Raw genomic sequence first — 20,842 nt, 5'->3', positions numbered from 1 at the left:
TGTTATTTAAGAGTAAAGTTTGAATAAATGAGCGGTAATCTACAGAGCGATTGATTACCGATAAGGAGAAAAGAGCATGTGTAAGTTAACTAAAGGTTGTGGTTAATTTTTCCACCATCTATTTTTCATTTTTAAAGTAAATGCTCCTAATCTTCTTGATAATTAAAGAAATTAATTGCTTATTTGTTAATAATTTAATGTAATTTATCAACTGTATATATTATGATTAACTCGTAGTTTAATAGTCAAGGAAGTACCTTATTAAACGAACGATAAGCTGAACTTTAAACACGATATGGCTGTGAGTATTGTAAAACAAAGTAAAACTTGAAACAGATCAGTGCAAGGAAAAAATATTTCTTTCAGTAGGATTCTTAAAACAGATCTAATTTCTAATATACTCTCTCAATAAGTAGAGGCCATATAATAAAACGTTAAAAATTATACAATGATTCAGTAGAAGGATCTTTCTTTGTAATACATAGGAGTTAGGGGGAATTAGTTTGGATAACAAAAATAATGCATTAATAATTGTAGATGTACAAAGAGCTTTTGATGATAAAAAATGGGGAGAACGAAACAATCTAATGGCAGAGGAAAACATTTGTAGGATACTAGAATTATGGAGGAACAAAGGTTGGCAAGTAATACATATTCAACACAAGTCCGATAATCCTAATTCTGTTTTTCATCCGGATAATGAAGGATTTGCTATAAAAGAATTGGTTGCGCCTATTAAAGGAGAAGTTGTTATAAACAAGAAAGTTAATAGTAGTTTTATTGGTACAAATTTAGAAGAGTTTCTCCGATTAAATGATATTACGACAGTGGTAATAACTGGTTTGACTACCCCACACTGTGTATCTACAACTACAAGAATGAGTGGGAATTTAGGTTTTAATACATATCTTATTTCAGATGCAACAGCAGCGTTTGGTATTACCGACCAAAATGATAACTATTATGATGCAGAGACGATACATAATATTTCCTTAGCAACTTTAAATGAAGAATTTGCTACAATACTTACAACAGAGCAACTTTTAAATAGAGTGTAAGATGAGTAGTTCTTTGTTTAGGTAAGGTGAACTCATATTCCACAATCTGGCTATAACTGTAAATAAAATAGACAAATACTACCTGAATCGAAATATATTAACTATATGATTCAGGCTTTTTCTTTTTAGAAGACCTCTAGAGTGCTTATCTAGTGTTTATTCGAATTAGTGGATAAAGCGGAATACTAAAGCTGCTTTATTTCTTAGAACAATCATCAATTATTAGCCCCTTTTTTAAGCAGTTCCCCTCTATGTGTATTCGTCTCGATTTACTTTCTCAATATTGCACTTAACCTAACAATAGGATATTGTTGTATTCGGCTATATGGTTTATCAACTTAAACCAATAAACTAACTATTGGAGGTATTATACTGAATGAATAAACAGGACCAACTAAATATGATCAAAGAGGATTTTATTAATTGTCAAAAAGTATTGTTGGCAATTGGTGACGAAACACGTCAGTCGATCCTGTTAGTTCTAATGGGGACGGATTGTCAAACAGGATTACGTGTAGGTGAAATCACTGAACAAACACATCTTTCTCGACCTGCTGTATCCCATCATCTTAAGGTTTTACGAGATGCCGGTATTGTTTTTATGCGTAAAGAGGGGACAAAGAACTTTTATTATATAAATGTACGTACAGAATTAAGTTTATTAAGAACACTTGTGTTGGATATTGATAAGTTCATGCAAAGCTTTTATGGAAATGATGGAATTTAAACACATATGATTTGGAGGTATAGCTTATGAGAGCAATGGTTATCGATAGGTATGGGAAAGTTCCAATGAGATTGGCAGAAATGCCCACACCTGAAATTGGTGAATATGAGGTACTCGCAGAAATTCATGCAGCTAGTATTAATCCGATTGATTTTAAGCTGCGCGATGGGAAAGTAAAATTGCTAGTTAAATATAAAATGCCTCTTATCTTAGGGAATGACTTTTCTGGTGTCGTTGCAAAGGTTGGCGCCAAAGTCACTCGTTTTAAAGTCGGTGACGAAATATATGGCCGTCCACGTAAGAGTAAGATCGGTACTTTTGCTGAATATATCGCTATTCATGAAGATGATATCGCCTTAAAACCTAAAAATTTGAGCTTTGAGGAAGCAGCATCGATTCCATTGGTTGGACTAACCTCCTATCAAGCCCTAAAAGACATTTTACAATTACAAAAAGGACAAAAAATCTTAATTCAAGCTGGGGCTGGTGGGGTTGGTACCTTTGCTATTCAACTGGCTAAATTAATGGGAGCCACTGTTGCGACGACTGCCAGTGAAGCAGGGGCTAATTTAGTAAAATCTCTTGGTGCAGATGAAATTATAAATTATAAGACGGAACAATTTGAAGAGATACTGAAAAATTATGATGCCGTATTTGATACACTTGGGGGCGAGATACTCGAAAAGTCATTTGAAGTGATAAAAAGCGGAGGAAAAATTGTCTCCGTATCGGGATTACCGAATGCTCGCTTCGGTAAAGAATATGGTTCCGGATTTTTTAAAACTATGTTGTTTTCAATGGCAAGTCATAAATTGACTGCGCTTGAAAAAAAGTATAATGTTCAATATACGTTTTTGTTTATGAAACCAAGTGGAGAACAATTACGTATAATCGCAAACTTTATTGAGACTGGTAAAATAAAACCTATCATTGATAGAGTTTTTCCTTTTAAAGATGCTCAAAAAGCGATGGAATATGCGGAGTCAGGAAGGGCGAAAGGGAAAATAATATTAAAAATTAAATAGTTATGAAACGAAGCAAAAAAATGTGCTGAATAATGCTCCATAAAAAAAGCGTATTTTTTGTATGCTTCTACACAATAGAGTGTGAATATTCTAACTTAAACTATTGGGGCATTCCTTTAGTAAGGGATGCTCTTTCTTTATTAAAAGGAATGGGGCGATTTTGTTTAAGATAGATTGAATAAATAAGTTTAAGGAATATTTATAAAGGGGGATTTTACTTGGGTTTTGAGTACTTTATTCTTAATTCAATACCTGCAGTTGATGTTTTAAATGGAATTTTGGAATTACATAAAGATATATTCGGTACTTCTGACGATTTGATTAACAAAATGGCAAGCAAACCTCAATTATTAGTAATTACTGCAATGGATGGCAAAAAAGTTATTGGGTATAAGATTGGATATGCAATTGATAATAATAAATTTTATAGTTGGTTAGGTGGTGTGGATCCTAATTACAGAAAACATGGGATTGCTTCCATGCTAATGGAAAAGCAGCATCAATATTTAAAGGAAAATGGCTATAAGGTTGTTCAAACAAAAACAATGAATAAATGGCGTAATATGTTAATTTTAAACATTAAAAATGGTTTTGATGTAATAGATACTTATACGGATAAAAAAGGCTTACATAAAATTATACTTGAAAAAAATTTACTCAACTAAGATGGTTAGAGCTGAATAACAATAGTTAATCAGCTTTTTTTATGTGCTAAAGGGTTAGTTCATATATTTGCGGATTATTACCAATTTGACATGAATTTAATGTTTATAAAAAAATTACATTCTCATTTAACTAATCGTTCGTAAACCAATTCATTTGCAAGAGAGTGGATAGTGGGTATTCAAACTATAATTTGGATACCCACTTTTTTATTTAAGATATTGTCCCAAAAAATGCACCTAAAGCAACGGTTGCTAGAGTTAAAGATTCAGTGAAGATCCACAGCTCTTTTTCTTCTTCATTTAATTGGGCTTTGATCCAGAAAGGGATCGAAGTGTTCACATCGGAATTTCATTTACAATTCGCTTAAATTATAATAGAGTTGTAATATTTAGAATAATCTTATTATCTTTCTACTAATAAATAGTCTAATTAAAGAAGGGAATGCTTAACGTCTATAATATCGTTTGATTATAAATTGCGTGAGGAGTTTTATAAATGCTTAAAAATAGCAAAATTATAGTAACTGGTGCGGCCTCTGGAATCGGAAAAGAAATTGTTAAGCAATGTTTAAAAGAAGGTGCTGTAGTAATAGCATGTGATATTAATGAAGAATCTTTAAATGATTTAAAACGATCAATAGATGTCCGAAATGTTTTGCACACATATCAGTTAGATGTAAGTAGGTACGAAGAGGTTTCTAGATTCTTCCAGTATATAGAAATAGAACATCCAGAAATAAATGGGTTGGTTAATAATGCAGGAATTTATTTAGCCAAAAATATAGTGGACTATCAAATTGATGAAATTGATAAAGTCCTAGATATAAATGTAAAAGGATTCGTTTATTTTTCGCAAATGTTCGGCAAGAAATTGCTTCAAACTGAGCGGCAGGGGGTGATAGTAAATATGTCTTCAGTCTCAGGTATTGAAGGTAGCTCAGATGCGATATATGGGTTATCAAAAGCTGCCATACTGGGTTTAACTAAGAGCTGTGCAATGAACTTCTCACCGTACATCCGAGTGAATGCGGTTGCTCCTACGATGGTTAATACTCCAATGATGGGCGTCATTCCTGATTGGAGGAAGGAGGAATATTTAAGTCACGAACTCATTCATACTCCTGTAATGCCTGAAGATGTTGCTGATACTGTCGTCTTCTTATTATCAGATAAGTCCAAGCATTATACAGGTGCAACATTTGATATTAATAATGGTGGTTATCTAAGATAGTCTTGTTTTTTAACAATTCTGTTGCTTATTTTGAAAAAATTAAGCAACTATTTTAAACACCGTTCGAATTGCCAAACGATGATCTGCATTTATTGCAAAGAAATTAAATCATTTTACTATCATCAACATATGAGGCCCCTTTTCTAGAACCAAACTAAAGGGGCAGGTTCACTCAACAAGCATTAGCTTTAACCTCTTGTTGTTTCTCTGAATTTAACATCAATTATTTGTTCCGTTTTACTATCAAATAAAATATCGACAAATACACCAAATTCTTTGTTGTTTTGCTTTAACCATAATTTGAATTTTTCTAAAGAGGTATCCCCTTTCTTGTCACTCCCAATATGAAGATAATCAATAATCTTTGCTTGAGGATACTTTTCTTTTGTCTTTTGTATAGCAATTTGGCCCCATTTAGCATAAGAGGGGATAGGTTTCTGTTGTGCATACGTTGTATTGATAAAATTGTTTAGAAAGAAATTATGAGAGCTAAAAATTACAGTTATGAATAAACAAATTAGCAGCTTTTTCAATAAACATCCTCCTTTGATCTTTTTTATCTTGGCTTTAATAAAAACAATTATGCGGAAAGAATGATCACTCCCAAACCTAAGATGGTTAGAGTTGAATAACAAGAGTAAATCAACTTTTTGGCTAGATGAATAATTTTCATTTTCTTGTATTCCACAATCGGGGAAGATTAGTCCAATAGGATTTACTTGAAAATTACAAATGTTACAATTTAGGATGTGTATCTCAATTGGATAGATTTTGTTTAGGAATGATAACATGGCTAAATTATCAAAGGCATACTTTTGCCTAATTGCAGTGTTCTTACAGGAATTATAGTTGTGAGTATGCTTCGTAACAGAGAAATAAATTGGGTAGTAACTGGTACTACATTTATCCTTTCTGTTTTAGCGTTTTTTGCTATATTGCTTACTCGTTTGGAAATCCAAAAGAAAAGGTACTAACAAAACACGGCGTTAGTTAAACAAGAATAAGCCCCTTTGAATTGAGATGGGACTTTTTTAGCTCTTTTTTCTAATTTGACTATTGAATAAATATGTTTATATAATATATACATTAATATAATAAATACTAATGTCCTATGATGAGGAGTAGTAATTAAATATAGCTTCAATACAGAGAGTTAGGGTAGTTGAGAACCTAGCAAGAAGAAATTTAATGAATGGACCTCGAAGGAACAAGGTGAAATCTTTAAAGAGAGTATCTAAGTGGTGGGCTGCACCTTATAGCAGATAGAGTATGTTAGTACTTGATGATGAGTGGTGTAATTTTGTCTATTAATTAATTACACAATTTAGGTGGCAACACGGAAATGATCTCCGTCCTATTAATTTAGGGCGGAGTTTTTTATTTTTTAAAAATAAATATGAAGGAGAGAGAACATTGAAAAAAGAAATTTTGTTAACAGGAGATCGACCTACAGGTAAACTTCATATTGGGCATTATATAGGTTCCTTGAAAAATCGAGTTAAATTACAAGACCAATACAATAGTTTTATAATGATTGCAGATCAACAAGCATTAACTGATAATGCAAGAAACCCTGAAAAAATTAGAAACAGCATTACTGAAGTAGCGTTAGATTACTTATCAGTAGGTATCGATCCCTCTAAAGTAAATATCTTTATTCAGTCACAAATTCCAGAACTTAATGAATTAACGATGCATTACCTTAATATTGTTACAGTTTCTAGACTTAAAAGAAATCCTACAGTTAAAAATGAAATTAAGGAAAAGAATTTTGAAGAAAGTTTACCTACTGGATTCCTTATTTACCCAGTTAGTCAAACAGCAGATATTACAGCTTTTAAAGCGACCGTCGTTCCAGCTGGGGAAGATCAAATACCTATGATTGAACAAGCCAGAGAAATTGTTAGGAGCTTTAATTCTATATACAAAAAAGAAGTACTACTCGAACCCAATGTATTACTTCCGGAAAAAGGTTTAGGGAGATTACCTGGTATTGATGGTAAAGCAAAAATGAGTAAATCATTAGGTAATGCAATATACCTTTCGGACTCCCCAGACATTATTAAAAATAAGGTTATGTCAATGTATACAGATCCAAATCATATAAGGATTGAAGATCCAGGAAATGTGGAAAATAATACTGTCTTTTCATACTTAGATGCATTTTGTTTAGATAAATTACATTTAGAAGAAATGAAAGAACATTATAGAAGGGGAGGTTTAGGAGACGTAAAAGTGAAAAAATATTTGAATGATATACTTCAAGCAGAATTAGAACCAATTAGAAATAAAAGAAACTATTATGAACAACATTTAGATTTTGTATTTGAAGTATTGAAGAGAGGCAGTCAAAATGCACGTTTAGTAGCAGCAGAAACACTTTCAGAGGTGAGAGAAGCGATTGGAATTAATTATTTTTAAATAATGGATAAATTTTTTTTGATGGTTTGTGAATACAAAATTAACATATAGTGAATGAATACACTTAATTTGCTACTGAATATAGTGAGAGAAGGGTTTTTTATCAATCTATATTTTCAAGCTCAACATCAACATTCATCCTGGTAACTGAAACTAAATATCTGTTGAAGATAAAAAAACTACATATTTATTGTTAAATACAATAAATATGTTTCATCGCACATAATATGTTACTACATACAAAAAAGTCTCCTCAAAAGCACTATAATACCAGTGTTTTTGGGGAGCTTTTGATTGTTAAACAGTAAATCCATGAAAAACTAAACCTTATATCTTATAACAGTCGATGTATCTGAATACTGTTAAGCCAACAGAAACAACAATTAACGAAGAAGCCACCATAGCAAATTACCCATAACTTTCCACCCCCCTTGAAAAAAGATTGATGTAACAAATTAAATAATTCTATAAATTCCTCTACAATCCTCCTGTCTATTTTGAATTTTTAGAAAATAATTATAGTTTGATAAAAAAGATTGATCATATAAAACAAAGTTCGGTTATTTAAAAAAATATTGATAATTTATAATCAAGTTTGATTAATATCCGGTTTTTACAGGACTTTTTTCTTTAACTATAGTGGCAATTGAATTTAATAAAGAAAATGATTGTTTATGATGAAATTTCCTTAAATGGTAAAATGAGGATGAAATATTGTTTATATAATTATGGAGGGGGATCTGCTCGTGAAATCGATTAAGGTTTATCATTATGATGCTTTTAGTATAGAGCCCAATAAAGGGAATCCAGCAGGGGTTATTTTAAATGGAGATGACTTAACGGACGAGGAAATGCAGGAAGTTGCTCTAAAAGTAGAGTTTAATGAAACTGCTTTTCCAGTTAAATCTAATATTGCTGACCTTAGGATACGGTATTTTACACCAGGTCACGAAATGAACCTATGTGGACACGCAACAATCGCAACTGTATATGCTTTAAAAACGAGAGGATTATTAGGGGATAAAACAAATTTTACAATCGAAACAAAAGCAGGAGTTTTACCAATAAAGATTGATTCAACTACTGATAATGATACATATATAACTATGAAACAGGCTTCACCACAGTTTATTGATTTTAAAGGTTCTAAGGAGGACTTAGCTAACTCAATAGGAGTAAACAAAGAGGATATTGAAGATGAATTACCGATATTATATGGAAGTACAGGTACTTGGACACTTTTAATTCCAATAAAAACACTTGATGCATTTAAGAAAATGAAACCCAATAACAAGTTATTTCCCTCTATCTTAAAAGAAATGCCAAAAGCATCAATTCATCCGTTTTGTTTAGAGACCTATGATTCGGATGCCGATATGCACGCCCGACACTTTTCTTCACCTTTCTCAGGTACTATTGAGGATGCAGTTACGGGAACTGCTTCTGGGGTAATGGGTGCATATTTTGCAAAATATATAAAAAGAGATTTTGAAGAATCACTAAACCTTGTTGTAGAGCAGGGGCAGGAAATTGGTAAAAATGGTCGGGTAATGGTACGAGTGTCTAATAATGAAGATAATTATGTCATAGAGATAACTGGAAATGCAGTCTTTGTTAAAGAGTTCGATGTTTTAATAGAAAAATAGTAGTTTGTGAAGTAACTTACTTAGATTATCGGGGGATTTGGTAAAAGGAGAGAGATGGCTGCAGCGAACCCTTTTTCTTATTGTGTTAAAAAGGGTAGGTTTGTTATTGGCTTGGTTTCAAATTTTCTAAAAGGCTATTTTTGTATGCTCTCTACCTGGAGGATAAATAATTGGTTAATCTTATTTTGATGTCTAAGGAAAATAAACATATTTTGGAGAATATGTATCAGTTTTATCATTATGATTTTAGCGAATTTACACAGGAAGATATAAATAGGCAAGGATTATATGATGTGGATTTAGAGTATTTCTGGCAAGACCCACGATGGAATCCTTTCTTTATAAATCAAGATGGGAAAGGTATAGGTTTTCTAGTTGTTTTATTTGAAAACGATGATGTTGCCCCTGACCCGACACATGTAATTTATGACTTTATGATTCTTAAGAAATATAGAAGGAATGGATTAGGAAAAAAGGCAGCAATAAAAGCATTTAATCTTTATAATGGAAATTGGAAAGTTGCTCAAATGGCTTTAAATGAACCAGCAAAACAATTTTGGAGAAATATAATTAAAGAATACACGAATGATTCATATACCGAAATATATAGGCATGACTTAAAAAAGTACATCCAAACTTTTTGTTCCAAAAATTGATGAAGACCTAAATGATTATCAATGAAATAAGGATGAAAGAGTTTAAAATTAAAATCCAGCTGCCAATTTGGTGGCTTTTTCTTATTCGATTAAAGGGACATTTTTGTACATATTTATTTTTTGAAAAATTCAGATTTCTGTTTGTGCCTTATATAACGTAATGGTTTATAATAAACGTAACAGCAGGATGAAACGCGGGTCAATGGCCAAAAAAATTGAACAAAATAAATTCAAAATCGGAGGAGAAACAGACATGAGAAAACTCGTATTGTTCATGCATGTATCACTGGACGGGTATGCGTCGGATTCAAACGGAGGACTCGATTGGATTCCGTACGATGAGGAATTAGAGAAATACGCGGAGGAGGTCGTAGCCCAAGTCGGAGCTCCCGTTTACGGACGGACGACGTATCGCATGATGGAGAGCTACTGGCCCGCAGAGCTGGACAATCCTAATGCTTCGAAGCACGATATGGAGCATGCCAAATGGCTGCAGGATGTTAAGAAGATCGTCATTTCCAGCACGATGGACAAGGTGGAATGGAACAATACGATGCTAATCAAGGATAATATCGCAGAGGAAATCAAGGTACTCAAAGAGCAGCCCGGCAAAAATCTCGTTATCTTTGGCAGCCCGGGAGCGGCTAAGACACTGCTTAAGCTAGGCCTGATTGATGAATTCCTACTTACAATTTGTCCAGTCGTCCTGGGCGGCGGAAAATCGGTTTTCGACGGCGACTGCGAGAAAATCAGGCTCAAGTTGCTTTCCAGCCGAACGCTCCAGTCGGGCATTATCGCGGCCCGCTATGAGTTGGAGAAATAGTCTAACATGGTGGTCAACTAACGGAGAACGATAGCTTAATAAACCAACCTTAACAAGAGCGGTTATAGTTTTTAGATGAAAATAAACATGAAGAATTACATAGCCTTTTAAGAAAATAATGGTTGTGCAACTAACGGAGGCATTCCTTTAATAAGGAATGTTCTTTTCTTATTGAAGAAAGAGGAACAGGTTAGTGAAAAAAAACTCAATTAAAGTAGATAAGTTTATTTATGTAGATGTCACATGGAGATAATCGTAGGAGGATTGAAGAATGGACAATCCAGTTATATGCACGGAAAGGTTAATTTTAAGACGAATGACTAAAGATGATACTAAAAATTTGATGGAAATCTTTTCAGACCCAGTAGCAATGAGGTATTATCCTTCAACCAAAAACGAAAGTGAAACAATGGAATGGATTGAATGGACTCAGAAAAATTATGATAAATATGGGGTAGGTTTATGGATAGTAGAAGATAAAGTGACTGGAGAATTTCTTGGACAATGTGGAATTGTACCTCAGGAAGTAGATGGTGTAAAGGAGATGGAAATAGGTTATTTATTTGTACGGCGTGTCTGGGGGAATGGATATGCTACAGAGGCAGCTTTAGCTTGTAAGAATTACGGATTTGAACAATTAAAATTAAATAGGATGGTCTCATTGCCCGATGTAAACAATATTCCTTCAACTAAAGTGGCTGAACGGATTGGTATGCAGGTGATGAAAACTATAAATAAATGGGGAAAAGAAGTATATGTTTATTCTGTCTCTATTTAAAACTATATCTAATAAAAAGATGTAAGTGAAGAATTAAACAACTTTATTATTCATTTTGAATGTAAACACCTTTATATAAATAGAGATTTTATAATCACTAAACAGATTTTCATTTAAAATAAAGTTCGAAAATGATAAAAAAGGTTGATAATCTGTAATAAAATTTGATTAAAAGTCCTGTATCATATGCAGGACTTTTTTGGCAATTAGACTACTTAATGGATAAAATACAATAAATGAATTGGATATTTATGCTAAAATTGAGTGGGATTGTAATGAAATGTTCGTAAACTAAAATAGTCACCTAGAGGTATGGAGGCAAAGCAAGGGGGAGAAGTAGTATGTTTATCGTTAGAACAGCTATTTTGTGGATGATTATATCAATTATCATTAATGCACATTTAATGACATTACCCATACCTATTTTTCGAAAAAGAGATTATCCAACTAACTATCTAATTAAACGAAATAATAGAATAGATTTACAAAACAATAGGGAATGTGCAGCATTTTCAACGGCATATGTGTTGCGTCATTTTGGAATGGAGGCCGATGGTGATGAGTTATATACTAATTTCTCTAGTAAAATGAAGTCGGGCAATGTATATCCAAAGGGAATTCGTACGGTGTTAAGAGAAAAGGGATTTAAAACAATATATTATAAAGGAAATATTAATTCATTAAAGTACGAGGTTAGTAAAGGAATTCCTGTAATTGTTTTTATTAAAGTTCATAAAGATCGTAAAAATTTGCATTTTGTTCCTGTCGTAGGATATGACACGGAGTATATTTACCTTTCGGAATCATTAAGTCAACTGGTGAATTGTAATGATGATAATAAGAGCTATAATCGAAAAGTTCCCATTAATGAATTTGGGAAATTATGGAATGTGAAAAATGTTAATATGCTTTTTTATAGCAATACATTTATTACCGTAGACGTCATACAGAGCTAATATTAATAATGAAGAGTTTTAACTGGATACAAGGTGAAAAAATATCGAAATTTATCGGAATCTTATTAGTTTTCGATAATCTGGAACCGATAAGATTACATTATTGAACAAAAGATGCAGTTTAGTTTATAATGATTTACTTAAAAATTACAAAATGTTACAATTTCAGGAATATTTTTCAATTGGATCAATTTTGTTTAGGAGTGATAACGTGGCTAGAATATCAAAAGCATATTTTGCCTAATCGCAGGTGTTCTTGCAGGAATTATAGTTGTGAGTATGCTTCGTAACGGAGAAATAAATTGGGTAGTAACTGGTACTGCATTTTCCCTTTCTATATTAGCGTTTTTGGTTATATTGCTTACTCGTTTGGAAATCCAAAAGAAAAGGCATTGAATCAAAGGGTGCAGTAGTTAAAGAGAACATTTTTAATTTTCAAGTGACAAAAACTTCTATAAATCAGAAAAATGGCGTGTAAAAGCTGTTCAGTTCGCACGTCATTTCCATTGTCAATTATATGATATGCCACTCAAAACTGCATCTTTAAACAAGGAGATCATTGAAATGATTGCCTTTTTCTATTCAAAAGTTCTGATTTTATTTTTTGAATATTACGTCATACTAATATAGTTAGAGGATAGATAGAAACTATTAAGCTAGCGGGTAGGATAATTTAATAAATGCTTAGGAGTTGTCAAAATGATTGAACATAAAAAATTTCCGAATTTAGAAACAGATAGGTTGTTATTGCGAAATATAACTAATGAGGATGTTGATTTTATTTATAGGCTTTTTAGTGATGAAAGAGTATGTAAATTTTTATATGATGAAGAAATATATATAAGTAGAAAGGATGCAATAGAGTTTGTTGAGTGGAATCAAGATCCAGAAGAAAAGGGACACAATCGTTGGGTATTAGTTAAAAAAGGTGCTAACAAAGAACAAATTGGAACTTGTGGATATGATAATTGGGACAGAATGAACAATATTGCGGAAATAGGCTATGATTTATGGCACGAATTTTGGGGACAAGGATATATGAAAGAAGCATTAATTAGTGCAATTGAAAGTGGATTTAATCATATGAAATTGAATAGAATTAATGCTTTTGTTGCTTTAGATAATGTCAACTCTATGAAGTTATTAGAAAAACTTGGATTTGTAAATGAAGGAGTATATAGAGATAAGCATTTATTTAGGGGGAAATATTATGACCATTATTCCTTTTCCTTGTTAAAAAGAGATTGGAACCAACAATAAGGTATATTAAATACCGAACTAACGAACACAATTAGGGGGGGATGGTTTTGAAAAATGAGAAGCAAGTTCTTTACTTTTATATGATTTTGGTTACAATCGGAACCGTACTTATTGCTTTAACAACACTGAGATATATGTCTAATGTAAATGATTCTAGTGGATACTTAATACTTTTTGGATTAATATTTACGATTAGCTATATCAATTACTTAGAAAAAAAAGCAGGAATAAGTAAAAAAGTCATTTGGATTAGAAATAGTGTGTATACGGTTTTAGTTATTTCTTTAACATATTTCTTATATTTTTAATAGATTCTTATTTAACTAAAGGAGTGTTAATCGAAGAAGGATTAATGCTTTTTTTGTTGAATCTTATAATTGAGCTTTATTAGCAGGGTGACTGAAGCATCATTTTTAAATCAAAAAATTACGGGAGGAGGAATTTAAAATTTTAAAACCTGGTCAAAATAGGCGGTGTGAGATTGTAGTTTGGACAGAAAATACCGATTTTTGGATTACGCCTAAGTCCTATAAATATTAGAGATAATTGTCTCGCGCAATGTAACTATTCCAATTTTAGGAGGAAAAAAATGAATGAGTTTTTAGCAGGGATTGATGATCCTTTTCAAAGAGAAAAAACGGAAGAAGTGTTTAATTGGATAAAACATAAGTATCCACATTTAAAGACTGAAATTAAATGGAATCAGCCGATGTTTACTGATCATGGTACATTCATAATCGGCTTTAGTGTGTCTAAAAAGCATTTAGCCGTTGCCCCTGAAAGTGTAACAATAACCCATGTAGAGGATGATATTGTGAAAGCTGGATACGACTACACCAAGGAGTTGATTCGAATTCCATGGAATAAACCAGTTGAATACTCACTACTAGAGAAAATGATTGAGTTTAATATTTGGGACAAGGCAAATTGTACGACTTTTTGGAGGAAATAAAAGTACAAATATATTTTTGAAGCTGTTGTTGCTTCCAAGTGAATAGGAAGGGGTTAGCCTAATGAGCTTCTTAAAAGATACGTTGTCGATTTTTAAAAAGAGAGAGTTATCATTTTTAGAGTGCCATAAAGAATCAGAAAACGTTTATACTTTTTTATTTGAAAAAGATAGTGATATAACTTGGAAAGCTGGGCAACATGGTTTGTTTAATATTATTCATAGGAAAATTAAAAATCCTACACGACCATTTACTTTAGCAGCCGCACCTTCTGAAAATATTGTTAGAATCACAATAAAAATTGATGAAAATCCAAGTGAGTTTAAATATGCGATGTTAGAGCTGAAACAGGGAATGAAAATTAGCATGAGTGGGCCAGTAGGGGGCTTTTATTTAAAAGAAAATATCCCATCACTCTTAATTGCCGGTGGTATTGGTATTACACCATTTAGATCAATATTAAAGCAACTAGAAGAGGAAGGGGATAGCATCAGGAAACCAATTCACCTACTCTATATGGATAGCAAAAAGTCATTTTTGTTTAAAGAGGAACTTGATGCAATTGCAAACCACCCTTCAATTAGTGTTACTTATCTTGATTCAAGGGATGGCTTATATCAAGAAATAGAAAAGTTCACATCTTTATATAATAACAATAGTAAATACTTTATTGCAGGACCAATTTCAATGGTAAATTCAATTGCTTCCTATTTGCAAAATAATGGTGTCCTAAAAAGGAATATTAAAAAGGATGTTTTTTACGGTTATAAATAATAATTGAATACTAGAATAGGGATAATCAAGTTATCAAATGAAAGTGGGATTTGTATGAAGAATGGCCTCTTGAAAAAATGATATGCCCAGAGCTGGCCAGCTAAAAAGGACAAAACATTATTCGGAGGTCATACAAAGAATTATAACCAAAATCATAAAATAGCTCAAATGACTTCTAAAACCTTGATAATTGGAAATTGATATTGCCAAACATCATCATGTAGCTAGTGCATAAGATTATCAAGTAATAGAACTTGGTTCTACTTGTTAAAGTTGATTCGGATATTGTGAATTTTTTACATAAGTAACGGGAGGAAGGAATAGAATTAGTATCAAATAATGGGGGGATGTCCGTGCAAACAAAACAAACTGAAAAAGTCATCAGTTCTATTGAAAAATCATTCATAAAACAAGTACAAAAAGACAAAAACTTAAAAAGTGCATTTTTACTTGTACATTCAGAAAAGAAAGGTATCTATTTAAATATCGCAGAAGGGGAAATGAATGTAAATCAGCCAGCATACATGGCAAGCGTAGGAAAAATATTTACTTCCGTTTTGATAAGTATGCTATATGAAAACGGTCAATTATCATTCGAAGACCGTATTACAAAATATTTAGATCAAGAATTAGTCAAACAACTTCATGTATATAAAGGCAAGGATTATACGAATGAGATTAAAATTAAACATCTACTCAATCAAACATCAGGTTTATATGATAATTTCCGTCCATTACTAGAAAAACTTCTGAATGATCCAAATTTTACTATGAGCCCACAAGAGACAATTATTTGGGCAAAAACACATCAAACACCTCATTTTCCTCCAGGTAAAGGTTTTAACTATACCGATACAAACTATCATCTATTAGGATTAATCATAGAAAAAATAACAGGGATACCCTTTCATGTCGCTATGAATCAATATATTTATCAGCCCCTCGGTATGATGAATTCATCTGTACTACACTATTCTCATCCATTAGATGAAGATACCCAATATTTAGCAGACTTTTATATTAATAATAACAACTTAACTAATCACAAAGGATATGCAGGACTCGATTATGCCGGCGGTGGAGTAGTATCTACTGGAGAAGATATGTTGAAGTTCATGAAGGCTTTAACAACCTATCAATTAGTGAAAAAGGAAACGCTTGAGAAAATGATGAATGATAAAGCAAAGTATGGTGTAGGAATTGAATATGGTTATGGAATTATGCAGTTTAAAACAGTTCCACTACTCATGCCGAAACTATTTAATGTCTGGGGACATGCAGGTGCAACAGGAGCCTATTTATTTTATCACCCTAAGATGGATGCTTATTTTATTGGTACTTTTAATGACTTTTCTTATGAAAGAAAAGGTGTCAAATTTATGTTAATGAAAGTAATAAACCAATTGAGAAAGATTAAATGAAAGAAATGCGATTTCATATTCAATCAAAGAGCGCCTTTAGTTGAAGAAAAATTAAACAACTTTAAGGAGCTTTACTGAAACTAATTTTTAGCCGGCTAGTATACTTTAAAACAAAATTCAATAACTTTATTATCACTAAACAGATTGATCATTTAAAATAAAGTTTGAAAAATGATAAAAAAGGTTGATAATCTGTAATAAAATTTGATTAAAAGTCCTGTATCATATACAGGATTTTTTTTATTCCGCAATCGGGTCATTTAATGGATAGATGAGTCTAATAGCTATAATCGAATAGTTCCCATTAACGGATTTGGTAAATTATAGAATACGAAAAATGTTAATATGCTTTTTTTTATAGCCATACATATATTACCGAAGACGTCATACAGAGCTAATATTAATGACGAAGAGTTTTATCTGGATACATGGTGAAAAAACACCCAAAGTTATTGTAATGTTATTACTATTCAATAATTTAGGACCAATAAGATTCATTATTGAACCAACGATGCAGGCTGGTGGAAGAGTGATGTTTAACTTGTGTTCAACAATCGGGTCCGTTTAGTGGAATAAGAAAATACAATTTAGTATGAACCATCGCAATTGCTAGGCTCCTATTTTAGAGCCTAACAAACCAATACATATTTAAGGTATTTTATGGGGATGATATTAATAGTATTTCTAAGATGGAGGTAGCTTATGGAGGAAAAAGAAATCCAGATAAGGTTAACTGCAGGTGAGATCAATCAACTTTGGGTACAATTCTTAAATGATAGTTCAAGCATATGTTTCCTCACATATTTCTTAGAAAAAGTGGAGGACAATGAAATTAAACCTATCATTAAATATGCACTAGAGTTATCTCAATCACACATTAAAATAATTACAGCTATATTAACAGAGGAAAAAAATGTAGTTCCTCATGGTTTTAGAATTGAAGAGGATGTAAATTTAACTGCTCCAAGATTATATTCTGACAGTTTTGTGCTTAATTTTATAAACCAGATGTCGAAAGTCGGTCTTACTTTATATGGAGCTTCTGTTGCAGCATCTGTAAGAAATGACATAAGAACTTATTACATGAATTGTCTTACGGAAACAATGGAATTATATAAACGTTCAACGGACTTATTATTATCCAAAGGATTGTTTCATAGATCACCTAACTTACCCAATTTGGAGAAGGTTGAATTTGTGAAAAAACAATGGTTTATGTTAGATGTTTTTGGAGAAAAAAGACCCTTAGTTGCTTCAGAAGTTGATAATTTATTTGCGAATCTGCAAAGAAATGCTCTTGGAGTAGCTACACTTCTTGGATTTAGCCAGGTTGCAAAGGATAAGGAAATAAAACAATTCTTTTTAAAGGGGATAGAAATTGGGAATAAGCACATTAAATTATTTAGAGGGAAGTTAGAGGAGAGTAAACTCCCTGCACCGATGGGGTGGGAGGCAGAAATAACAAACAGTACCACTCAAACATTTTCCGATAAACTTATGATGTTCATCATATCTGGTTTGATTTCCATGAGTATTGGATATTACGGTACAGCTGTCAGTCAAAGTCCCAGAGGGGATATTACTTCAATGTATAACAGGCTATCGTTAGAGGTTCAATTGTATTCTGAGGATGGAGCGAATCTCATGATAAAAAATAGCTGGATGGAACAACCTCCAATGGCATCTGATCGCGATGAATTAATACAAAAATAGAATCAATGATAATCCATATTCAAAGTCCTTCTGCACATAAACAGAGAGGACTTATTTTTTATCATTAGGAAGTAAGCAACTCCCTCCAGAATATTTTCTGAAGGATTTCCTTAAATTATGGGGGATTAGTATAACAAGATTAAGCCCCTCTCCAGTAAGAAGAGGCTTTTTTTCTTATTCGACTAAAGGAGCAGTTTAGCATTCCTGTAGATCATTAAATATCAGGTTTAAAAAAATAAGAGCTCCTCAGTACGATACGAGTAAGAGACCAATCAAACTCCAAACAAAACTGGATATTCAGGATAATATCGGAATAGTTATTAGTTATTGAGGGAGTTAAAGAAGGAACCTTACCATTTTCTACCGAATTATAAAAGTATTTAAAATAAGTAGATGATTTATAATGTGTGGGATGATGAGATTTGATTAACCAATTAATTCCATGTGTAATCTTATTTGGAGCTATGGGCTCAGGCTTGGTTGCTGGAGTGTTCTTCGCATTTTCTTCATTTGTTATGAAAGCACTTGCTCGGCTACCGGATGAGCAGGGAATTGCTGCGATGCAGTCCATTAATATAGTGGTACTAAACCGATCTTTTTTAACTGTATTTTTGGGAACAGCTTTAGTTACTATACTACTTATAACCCATTCTATTTTTAATTGGGAAAGTGCAAATGCCATTCCTTTGTTTGCTGGAAGTTTGCTATATTTTGTTGGTAGTTTTCTAGTCACGGTTGTACGCAATGTTCCTCTAAATGATGCATTAGCTCGTGTTGATACTAAGGAGGGAGAAAGTTTAACTTTATGGAAAGATTATCTGTCAAAATGGACGATATGGAACCACATTCGAACATTAGCAAGTTTTGCAGCGATGGTATTATTTATTCTAGCGCTGTAATAAACTAACAGCTAGCATTAATCCAAGAAGGGTTAACACTCTTTTTTTAAGAATGAACGCTTATTTTTGTGGAAATTCATAAGCAACAGACCGTATCTATTCTTCAACAAACGGGGCAGGTTTGTTGAAGAATAATTTTTTGTTCCTGAGTTCTTTATAAAAAACAAAAAGGCGCAATTCGTGAATGGGAATTGTGCCTTTTTCAGTACTAGGACCAATATTACTAAATAACATCTTTTTTAAAACTGATTATTGATAAAATACTATAGGTAAGATTGTAAAAAGCAGTGATTCCGCCATAAGCAATTATAGCTAAATTTTATATTTGAAAAGTATAATGTAATGGACTCTACTAATCTTTATTGGAATTTAACACTACATATTTCGAACTAAGTATCTACTGTAATAAAATTAATATTGTAATATACTATTTTAAATAGGTTAACAATGTTAATCTATGTTTTATTCAAAGATCTCTAGAATGTTTAGTAAAAAAATGATAAGGAGTCCTAAAATGAAAAAGAAAATAAGCTATTTAATCTTACTTCTAGCTGCCATCTTTATAGTTGGTTGTACTAACGTAGAAAATGTATCGAATACTGATGGGAAAGCCGATTCACAAGAAGTAACTACAAAAAATAGTGGAAAAGAAAAAACTACGACTGAGGAAACATCAACTCAATCAAAAGATCAACTGTTCAAAGGTTACAAACTAATTGAAGTTGATGGTGGTGATTTGTCTGGACATCGCGAACCTAACGTCGTCGTTGACATTGGTTTTGGGGACCGAGAGTATTGGTCCTTTACGAATGAGCACGGGCAAGTAGTCCGTGTCATTGCTAACAAAATCGTTCTACAGGATGATCGTACTGAACCTGTAACATCGTCTGGCAGATACTACGCTGATGAGGCAAAAGTTCCTGGTGTCGAAAGAGCAGATTTAGATGAAGGACATATTATTGCAGATTCTCTTGGTGGGGTATCAAATGCTTATAATATTACGCCACAAGATAGTACGCTTAACCGACATGGTGATCAAGCATATATGGAAGACGCTATTCGTAAAGCTGGTGGAGCTACTAATTTTGAAGCAATAATCACATATCCTAATACGGAAACGCAGATTCCATCTCATTACAAGTACACTTACACTTTAAAAGGGAATAAAATTGTAGATGAGTTTGATAACGGAAACCCTGATGAAATAAATAAATCTCTAGGATTAACTGAACGTAAATCAACTAACTCAAATAAGTCAACAAGTTCTAAAAAGTCCAATGCTTTGAATGGCACTGAAGATATTTCTAGTGTAGATACAGATGGAAATGGTCAAGTAACAATTAAAGAAGCAAAAGCAGCAGGTTATAGCATGCCAATAACGAGTGATCACTGGTTATACCCATATATGCATGATAATGATCACGACGGTATGGTAGGGGAATAAGCACCTAGAACTCAAGGTAAAGTAATTGAATGAAATAAACGGATGACTTTACCGAAACAATCGGATGCGATTGTTGAAAAAGCGTCGCTATTCTTATTAAACTAACGGGTCAAGTTAGTTTAATAAGGTAATAGTTGGATTTAGATAGATGTAAGTGGAAAGGTAATAACAAGGGTTGTTTTTTGGAGAGAAATATTGAGGGTGTAGATTTTTCAAACAAGTAGTAAAAAGACTTTGCAAGAAACAATATTTTATTTTACTAAGTTTTTAATGTTTTTTCTGATTGATATATGTATAGTTAGCAGTACACTAATAAAGTAATAAGGTTTATTTCAATAAGGGATATTATATTTGTTGAATAGATTCTTTTTAAAGACTAGAAAAGTAGGTGAACA

Annotated in this window: 20 protein-coding genes and 1 other annotated feature; of the genes, 19 read left to right on the top strand and 1 reads right to left on the bottom strand. The window is 32.4% G+C overall.

The genetic code is table 11. From position 1 onward, the window contains the following. Nucleotides 1–503 precede the first annotated feature (503 nt). From I5818_RS20425 to I5818_RS20405, 5 genes are all read left to right on the top strand, one after another. Nucleotides 504–1,058, top strand: a complete 555-nt coding sequence (locus tag I5818_RS20425; RefSeq protein WP_058006589.1) for a cysteine hydrolase family protein — start codon at nucleotides 504–506, stop codon at nucleotides 1,056–1,058. Between the two features lie 376 nt (nucleotides 1,059–1,434). Further along, the gene (locus I5818_RS20420) at nucleotides 1,435–1,785 is read left to right on the top strand and encodes an ArsR/SmtB family transcription factor (protein ID WP_078111122.1); all 351 of its coding nucleotides are present in this window, start codon (nucleotides 1,435–1,437) and stop codon (nucleotides 1,783–1,785) included. 26 nt (nucleotides 1,786–1,811) lie between these two features. Beyond that, complete coding sequence (locus I5818_RS20415; RefSeq protein ID WP_078111121.1) at nucleotides 1,812–2,810, top strand: NADP-dependent oxidoreductase; 999 nt, start codon at nucleotides 1,812–1,814, stop codon at nucleotides 2,808–2,810. Nucleotides 2,811–3,028: 218 nt separating this feature from the next. After that, entirely contained in the window at nucleotides 3,029–3,475 is a 447-nt protein-coding gene (locus tag I5818_RS20410) for a GNAT family N-acetyltransferase (RefSeq protein ID WP_235849813.1), read from the top strand. Nucleotides 3,476–3,971: 496 nt separating this feature from the next. Then, entirely contained in the window at nucleotides 3,972–4,706 is a 735-nt protein-coding gene (locus I5818_RS20405) for an SDR family NAD(P)-dependent oxidoreductase (RefSeq protein WP_058006256.1), read from the top strand. A gap of 188 nt (nucleotides 4,707–4,894) precedes the next feature. Here I5818_RS20405 and I5818_RS26155 read toward each other — a convergent pair whose 3' ends face one another. After that, nucleotides 4,895–5,239, bottom strand: a complete 345-nt coding sequence (locus I5818_RS26155) for a DUF3889 domain-containing protein (protein WP_071977770.1) — start codon at nucleotides 5,237–5,239, stop codon at nucleotides 4,895–4,897. Between the two features lie 569 nt (nucleotides 5,240–5,808). Continuing rightward, nucleotides 5,809–6,066 (top strand) — a binding site (T-box leader). 53 nt (nucleotides 6,067–6,119) lie between these two features. On the opposite strand from I5818_RS26155, the gene trpS reads away from it, so the two are divergent. The 14 genes from trpS to I5818_RS20330 all read left to right on the top strand — a co-directional run bounded on the left by trpS (nucleotide 6,120) and on the right by I5818_RS20330 (nucleotide 20,447). Then, nucleotides 6,120–7,127 carry a tryptophan--tRNA ligase gene (gene trpS, locus I5818_RS20395; RefSeq protein ID WP_078111446.1) on the top strand — a complete coding sequence of 336 codons (1,008 nt, stop codon included), beginning with the start codon at nucleotides 6,120–6,122 and terminating at the stop codon, nucleotides 7,125–7,127. A 746-nt stretch (nucleotides 7,128–7,873) separates the two neighbouring features. Continuing rightward, nucleotides 7,874–8,773 carry a PhzF family phenazine biosynthesis isomerase gene (locus I5818_RS20390; protein ID WP_078111255.1) on the top strand — a complete coding sequence of 300 codons (900 nt, stop codon included), beginning with the start codon at nucleotides 7,874–7,876 and terminating at the stop codon, nucleotides 8,771–8,773. Between the two features lie 170 nt (nucleotides 8,774–8,943). Beyond that, nucleotides 8,944–9,429: a GNAT family N-acetyltransferase gene (locus I5818_RS20385; RefSeq protein WP_235849831.1), complete on the top strand. Its 486-nt coding sequence runs from the start codon at nucleotides 8,944–8,946 to the stop codon at nucleotides 9,427–9,429. A 202-nt stretch (nucleotides 9,430–9,631) separates the two neighbouring features. Continuing rightward, entirely contained in the window at nucleotides 9,632–10,252 is a 621-nt protein-coding gene (locus tag I5818_RS20380; protein ID WP_235849833.1) for a dihydrofolate reductase family protein, read from the top strand. A gap of 271 nt (nucleotides 10,253–10,523) precedes the next feature. Further along, nucleotides 10,524–11,030: a GNAT family N-acetyltransferase gene (locus I5818_RS20375; protein WP_071977254.1), complete on the top strand. Its 507-nt coding sequence runs from the start codon at nucleotides 10,524–10,526 to the stop codon at nucleotides 11,028–11,030. 341 nt (nucleotides 11,031–11,371) lie between these two features. Beyond that, nucleotides 11,372–11,986 carry a C39 family peptidase gene (locus I5818_RS20370; RefSeq protein WP_209391809.1) on the top strand — a complete coding sequence of 205 codons (615 nt, stop codon included), beginning with the start codon at nucleotides 11,372–11,374 and terminating at the stop codon, nucleotides 11,984–11,986. A gap of 699 nt (nucleotides 11,987–12,685) precedes the next feature. Further along, nucleotides 12,686–13,246 carry a GNAT family N-acetyltransferase gene (locus tag I5818_RS20365; RefSeq protein ID WP_078111514.1) on the top strand — a complete coding sequence of 187 codons (561 nt, stop codon included), beginning with the start codon at nucleotides 12,686–12,688 and terminating at the stop codon, nucleotides 13,244–13,246. Between the two features lie 47 nt (nucleotides 13,247–13,293). Further along, nucleotides 13,294–13,554, top strand: a complete 261-nt coding sequence (locus I5818_RS20360) for a hypothetical protein (protein ID WP_078111513.1) — start codon at nucleotides 13,294–13,296, stop codon at nucleotides 13,552–13,554. Nucleotides 13,555–13,835: 281 nt separating this feature from the next. Beyond that, entirely contained in the window at nucleotides 13,836–14,198 is a 363-nt protein-coding gene (locus I5818_RS20355) for an iron chaperone (protein ID WP_071977573.1), read from the top strand. 61 nt (nucleotides 14,199–14,259) lie between these two features. Then, complete coding sequence (locus tag I5818_RS20350; RefSeq protein WP_078111512.1) at nucleotides 14,260–14,970, top strand: FAD-dependent oxidoreductase; 711 nt, start codon at nucleotides 14,260–14,262, stop codon at nucleotides 14,968–14,970. A 353-nt stretch (nucleotides 14,971–15,323) separates the two neighbouring features. After that, nucleotides 15,324–16,391 carry a serine hydrolase domain-containing protein gene (locus I5818_RS20345; protein ID WP_078111511.1) on the top strand — a complete coding sequence of 356 codons (1,068 nt, stop codon included), beginning with the start codon at nucleotides 15,324–15,326 and terminating at the stop codon, nucleotides 16,389–16,391. Nucleotides 16,392–17,093: 702 nt separating this feature from the next. Next, nucleotides 17,094–18,104, top strand: coding sequence for a DUF3231 family protein (locus I5818_RS20340; protein ID WP_078111530.1), 1,011 nt, complete (start codon nucleotides 17,094–17,096; stop codon nucleotides 18,102–18,104). A 422-nt stretch (nucleotides 18,105–18,526) separates the two neighbouring features. Further along, nucleotides 18,527–19,003, top strand: a complete 477-nt coding sequence (locus I5818_RS20335) for an anthrone oxygenase family protein (RefSeq protein WP_078111531.1) — start codon at nucleotides 18,527–18,529, stop codon at nucleotides 19,001–19,003. A 514-nt stretch (nucleotides 19,004–19,517) separates the two neighbouring features. Beyond that, nucleotides 19,518–20,447, top strand: coding sequence for a DNA/RNA non-specific endonuclease (locus tag I5818_RS20330; protein WP_071977578.1), 930 nt, complete (start codon nucleotides 19,518–19,520; stop codon nucleotides 20,445–20,447). Nucleotides 20,448–20,842: the final 395 nt, after the last annotated feature.

This window comes from Heyndrickxia oleronia, assembly GCF_017809215.1.
GTDB classification, from domain to species: Bacteria; Bacillota; Bacilli; order Bacillales; family Bacillaceae_C; genus Heyndrickxia; species Heyndrickxia oleronia.
This window is presented reverse-complemented; position numbering and strand designations above follow the sequence as displayed.

Bases quoted from the DNA above. Each gene is read 5' to 3' on its own strand.
- I5818_RS20420 (WP_078111122.1), top strand. From the start codon at position 1,435: ATGAATAAACAGGACCAACTAAATATGATCAAAGAGGATTTTATTAAT.
- I5818_RS20415 (WP_078111121.1), top strand. From the start codon at position 1,812: ATGAGAGCAATGGTTATCGATAGGTATGGGAAAGTTCCAATGAGATTG.
- I5818_RS20405 (WP_058006256.1), top strand. From the start codon at position 3,972: ATGCTTAAAAATAGCAAAATTATAGTAACTGGTGCGGCCTCTGGAATC.
- I5818_RS20380 (WP_235849833.1), top strand. From the start codon at position 9,632: ATGGCCAAAAAAATTGAACAAAATAAATTCAAAATCGGAGGAGAAACA.
- I5818_RS20375 (WP_071977254.1), top strand. From the start codon at position 10,524: ATGGACAATCCAGTTATATGCACGGAAAGGTTAATTTTAAGACGAATG.
- I5818_RS20370 (WP_209391809.1), top strand. From the start codon at position 11,372: ATGTTTATCGTTAGAACAGCTATTTTGTGGATGATTATATCAATTATC.
- I5818_RS20365 (WP_078111514.1), top strand. From the start codon at position 12,686: ATGATTGAACATAAAAAATTTCCGAATTTAGAAACAGATAGGTTGTTA.
- I5818_RS20355 (WP_071977573.1), top strand. From the start codon at position 13,836: ATGAATGAGTTTTTAGCAGGGATTGATGATCCTTTTCAAAGAGAAAAA.
- I5818_RS20350 (WP_078111512.1), top strand. From the start codon at position 14,260: ATGAGCTTCTTAAAAGATACGTTGTCGATTTTTAAAAAGAGAGAGTTA.
- I5818_RS20340 (WP_078111530.1), top strand. From the start codon at position 17,094: ATGGAGGAAAAAGAAATCCAGATAAGGTTAACTGCAGGTGAGATCAAT.
- I5818_RS20330 (WP_071977578.1), top strand. From the start codon at position 19,518: ATGAAAAAGAAAATAAGCTATTTAATCTTACTTCTAGCTGCCATCTTT.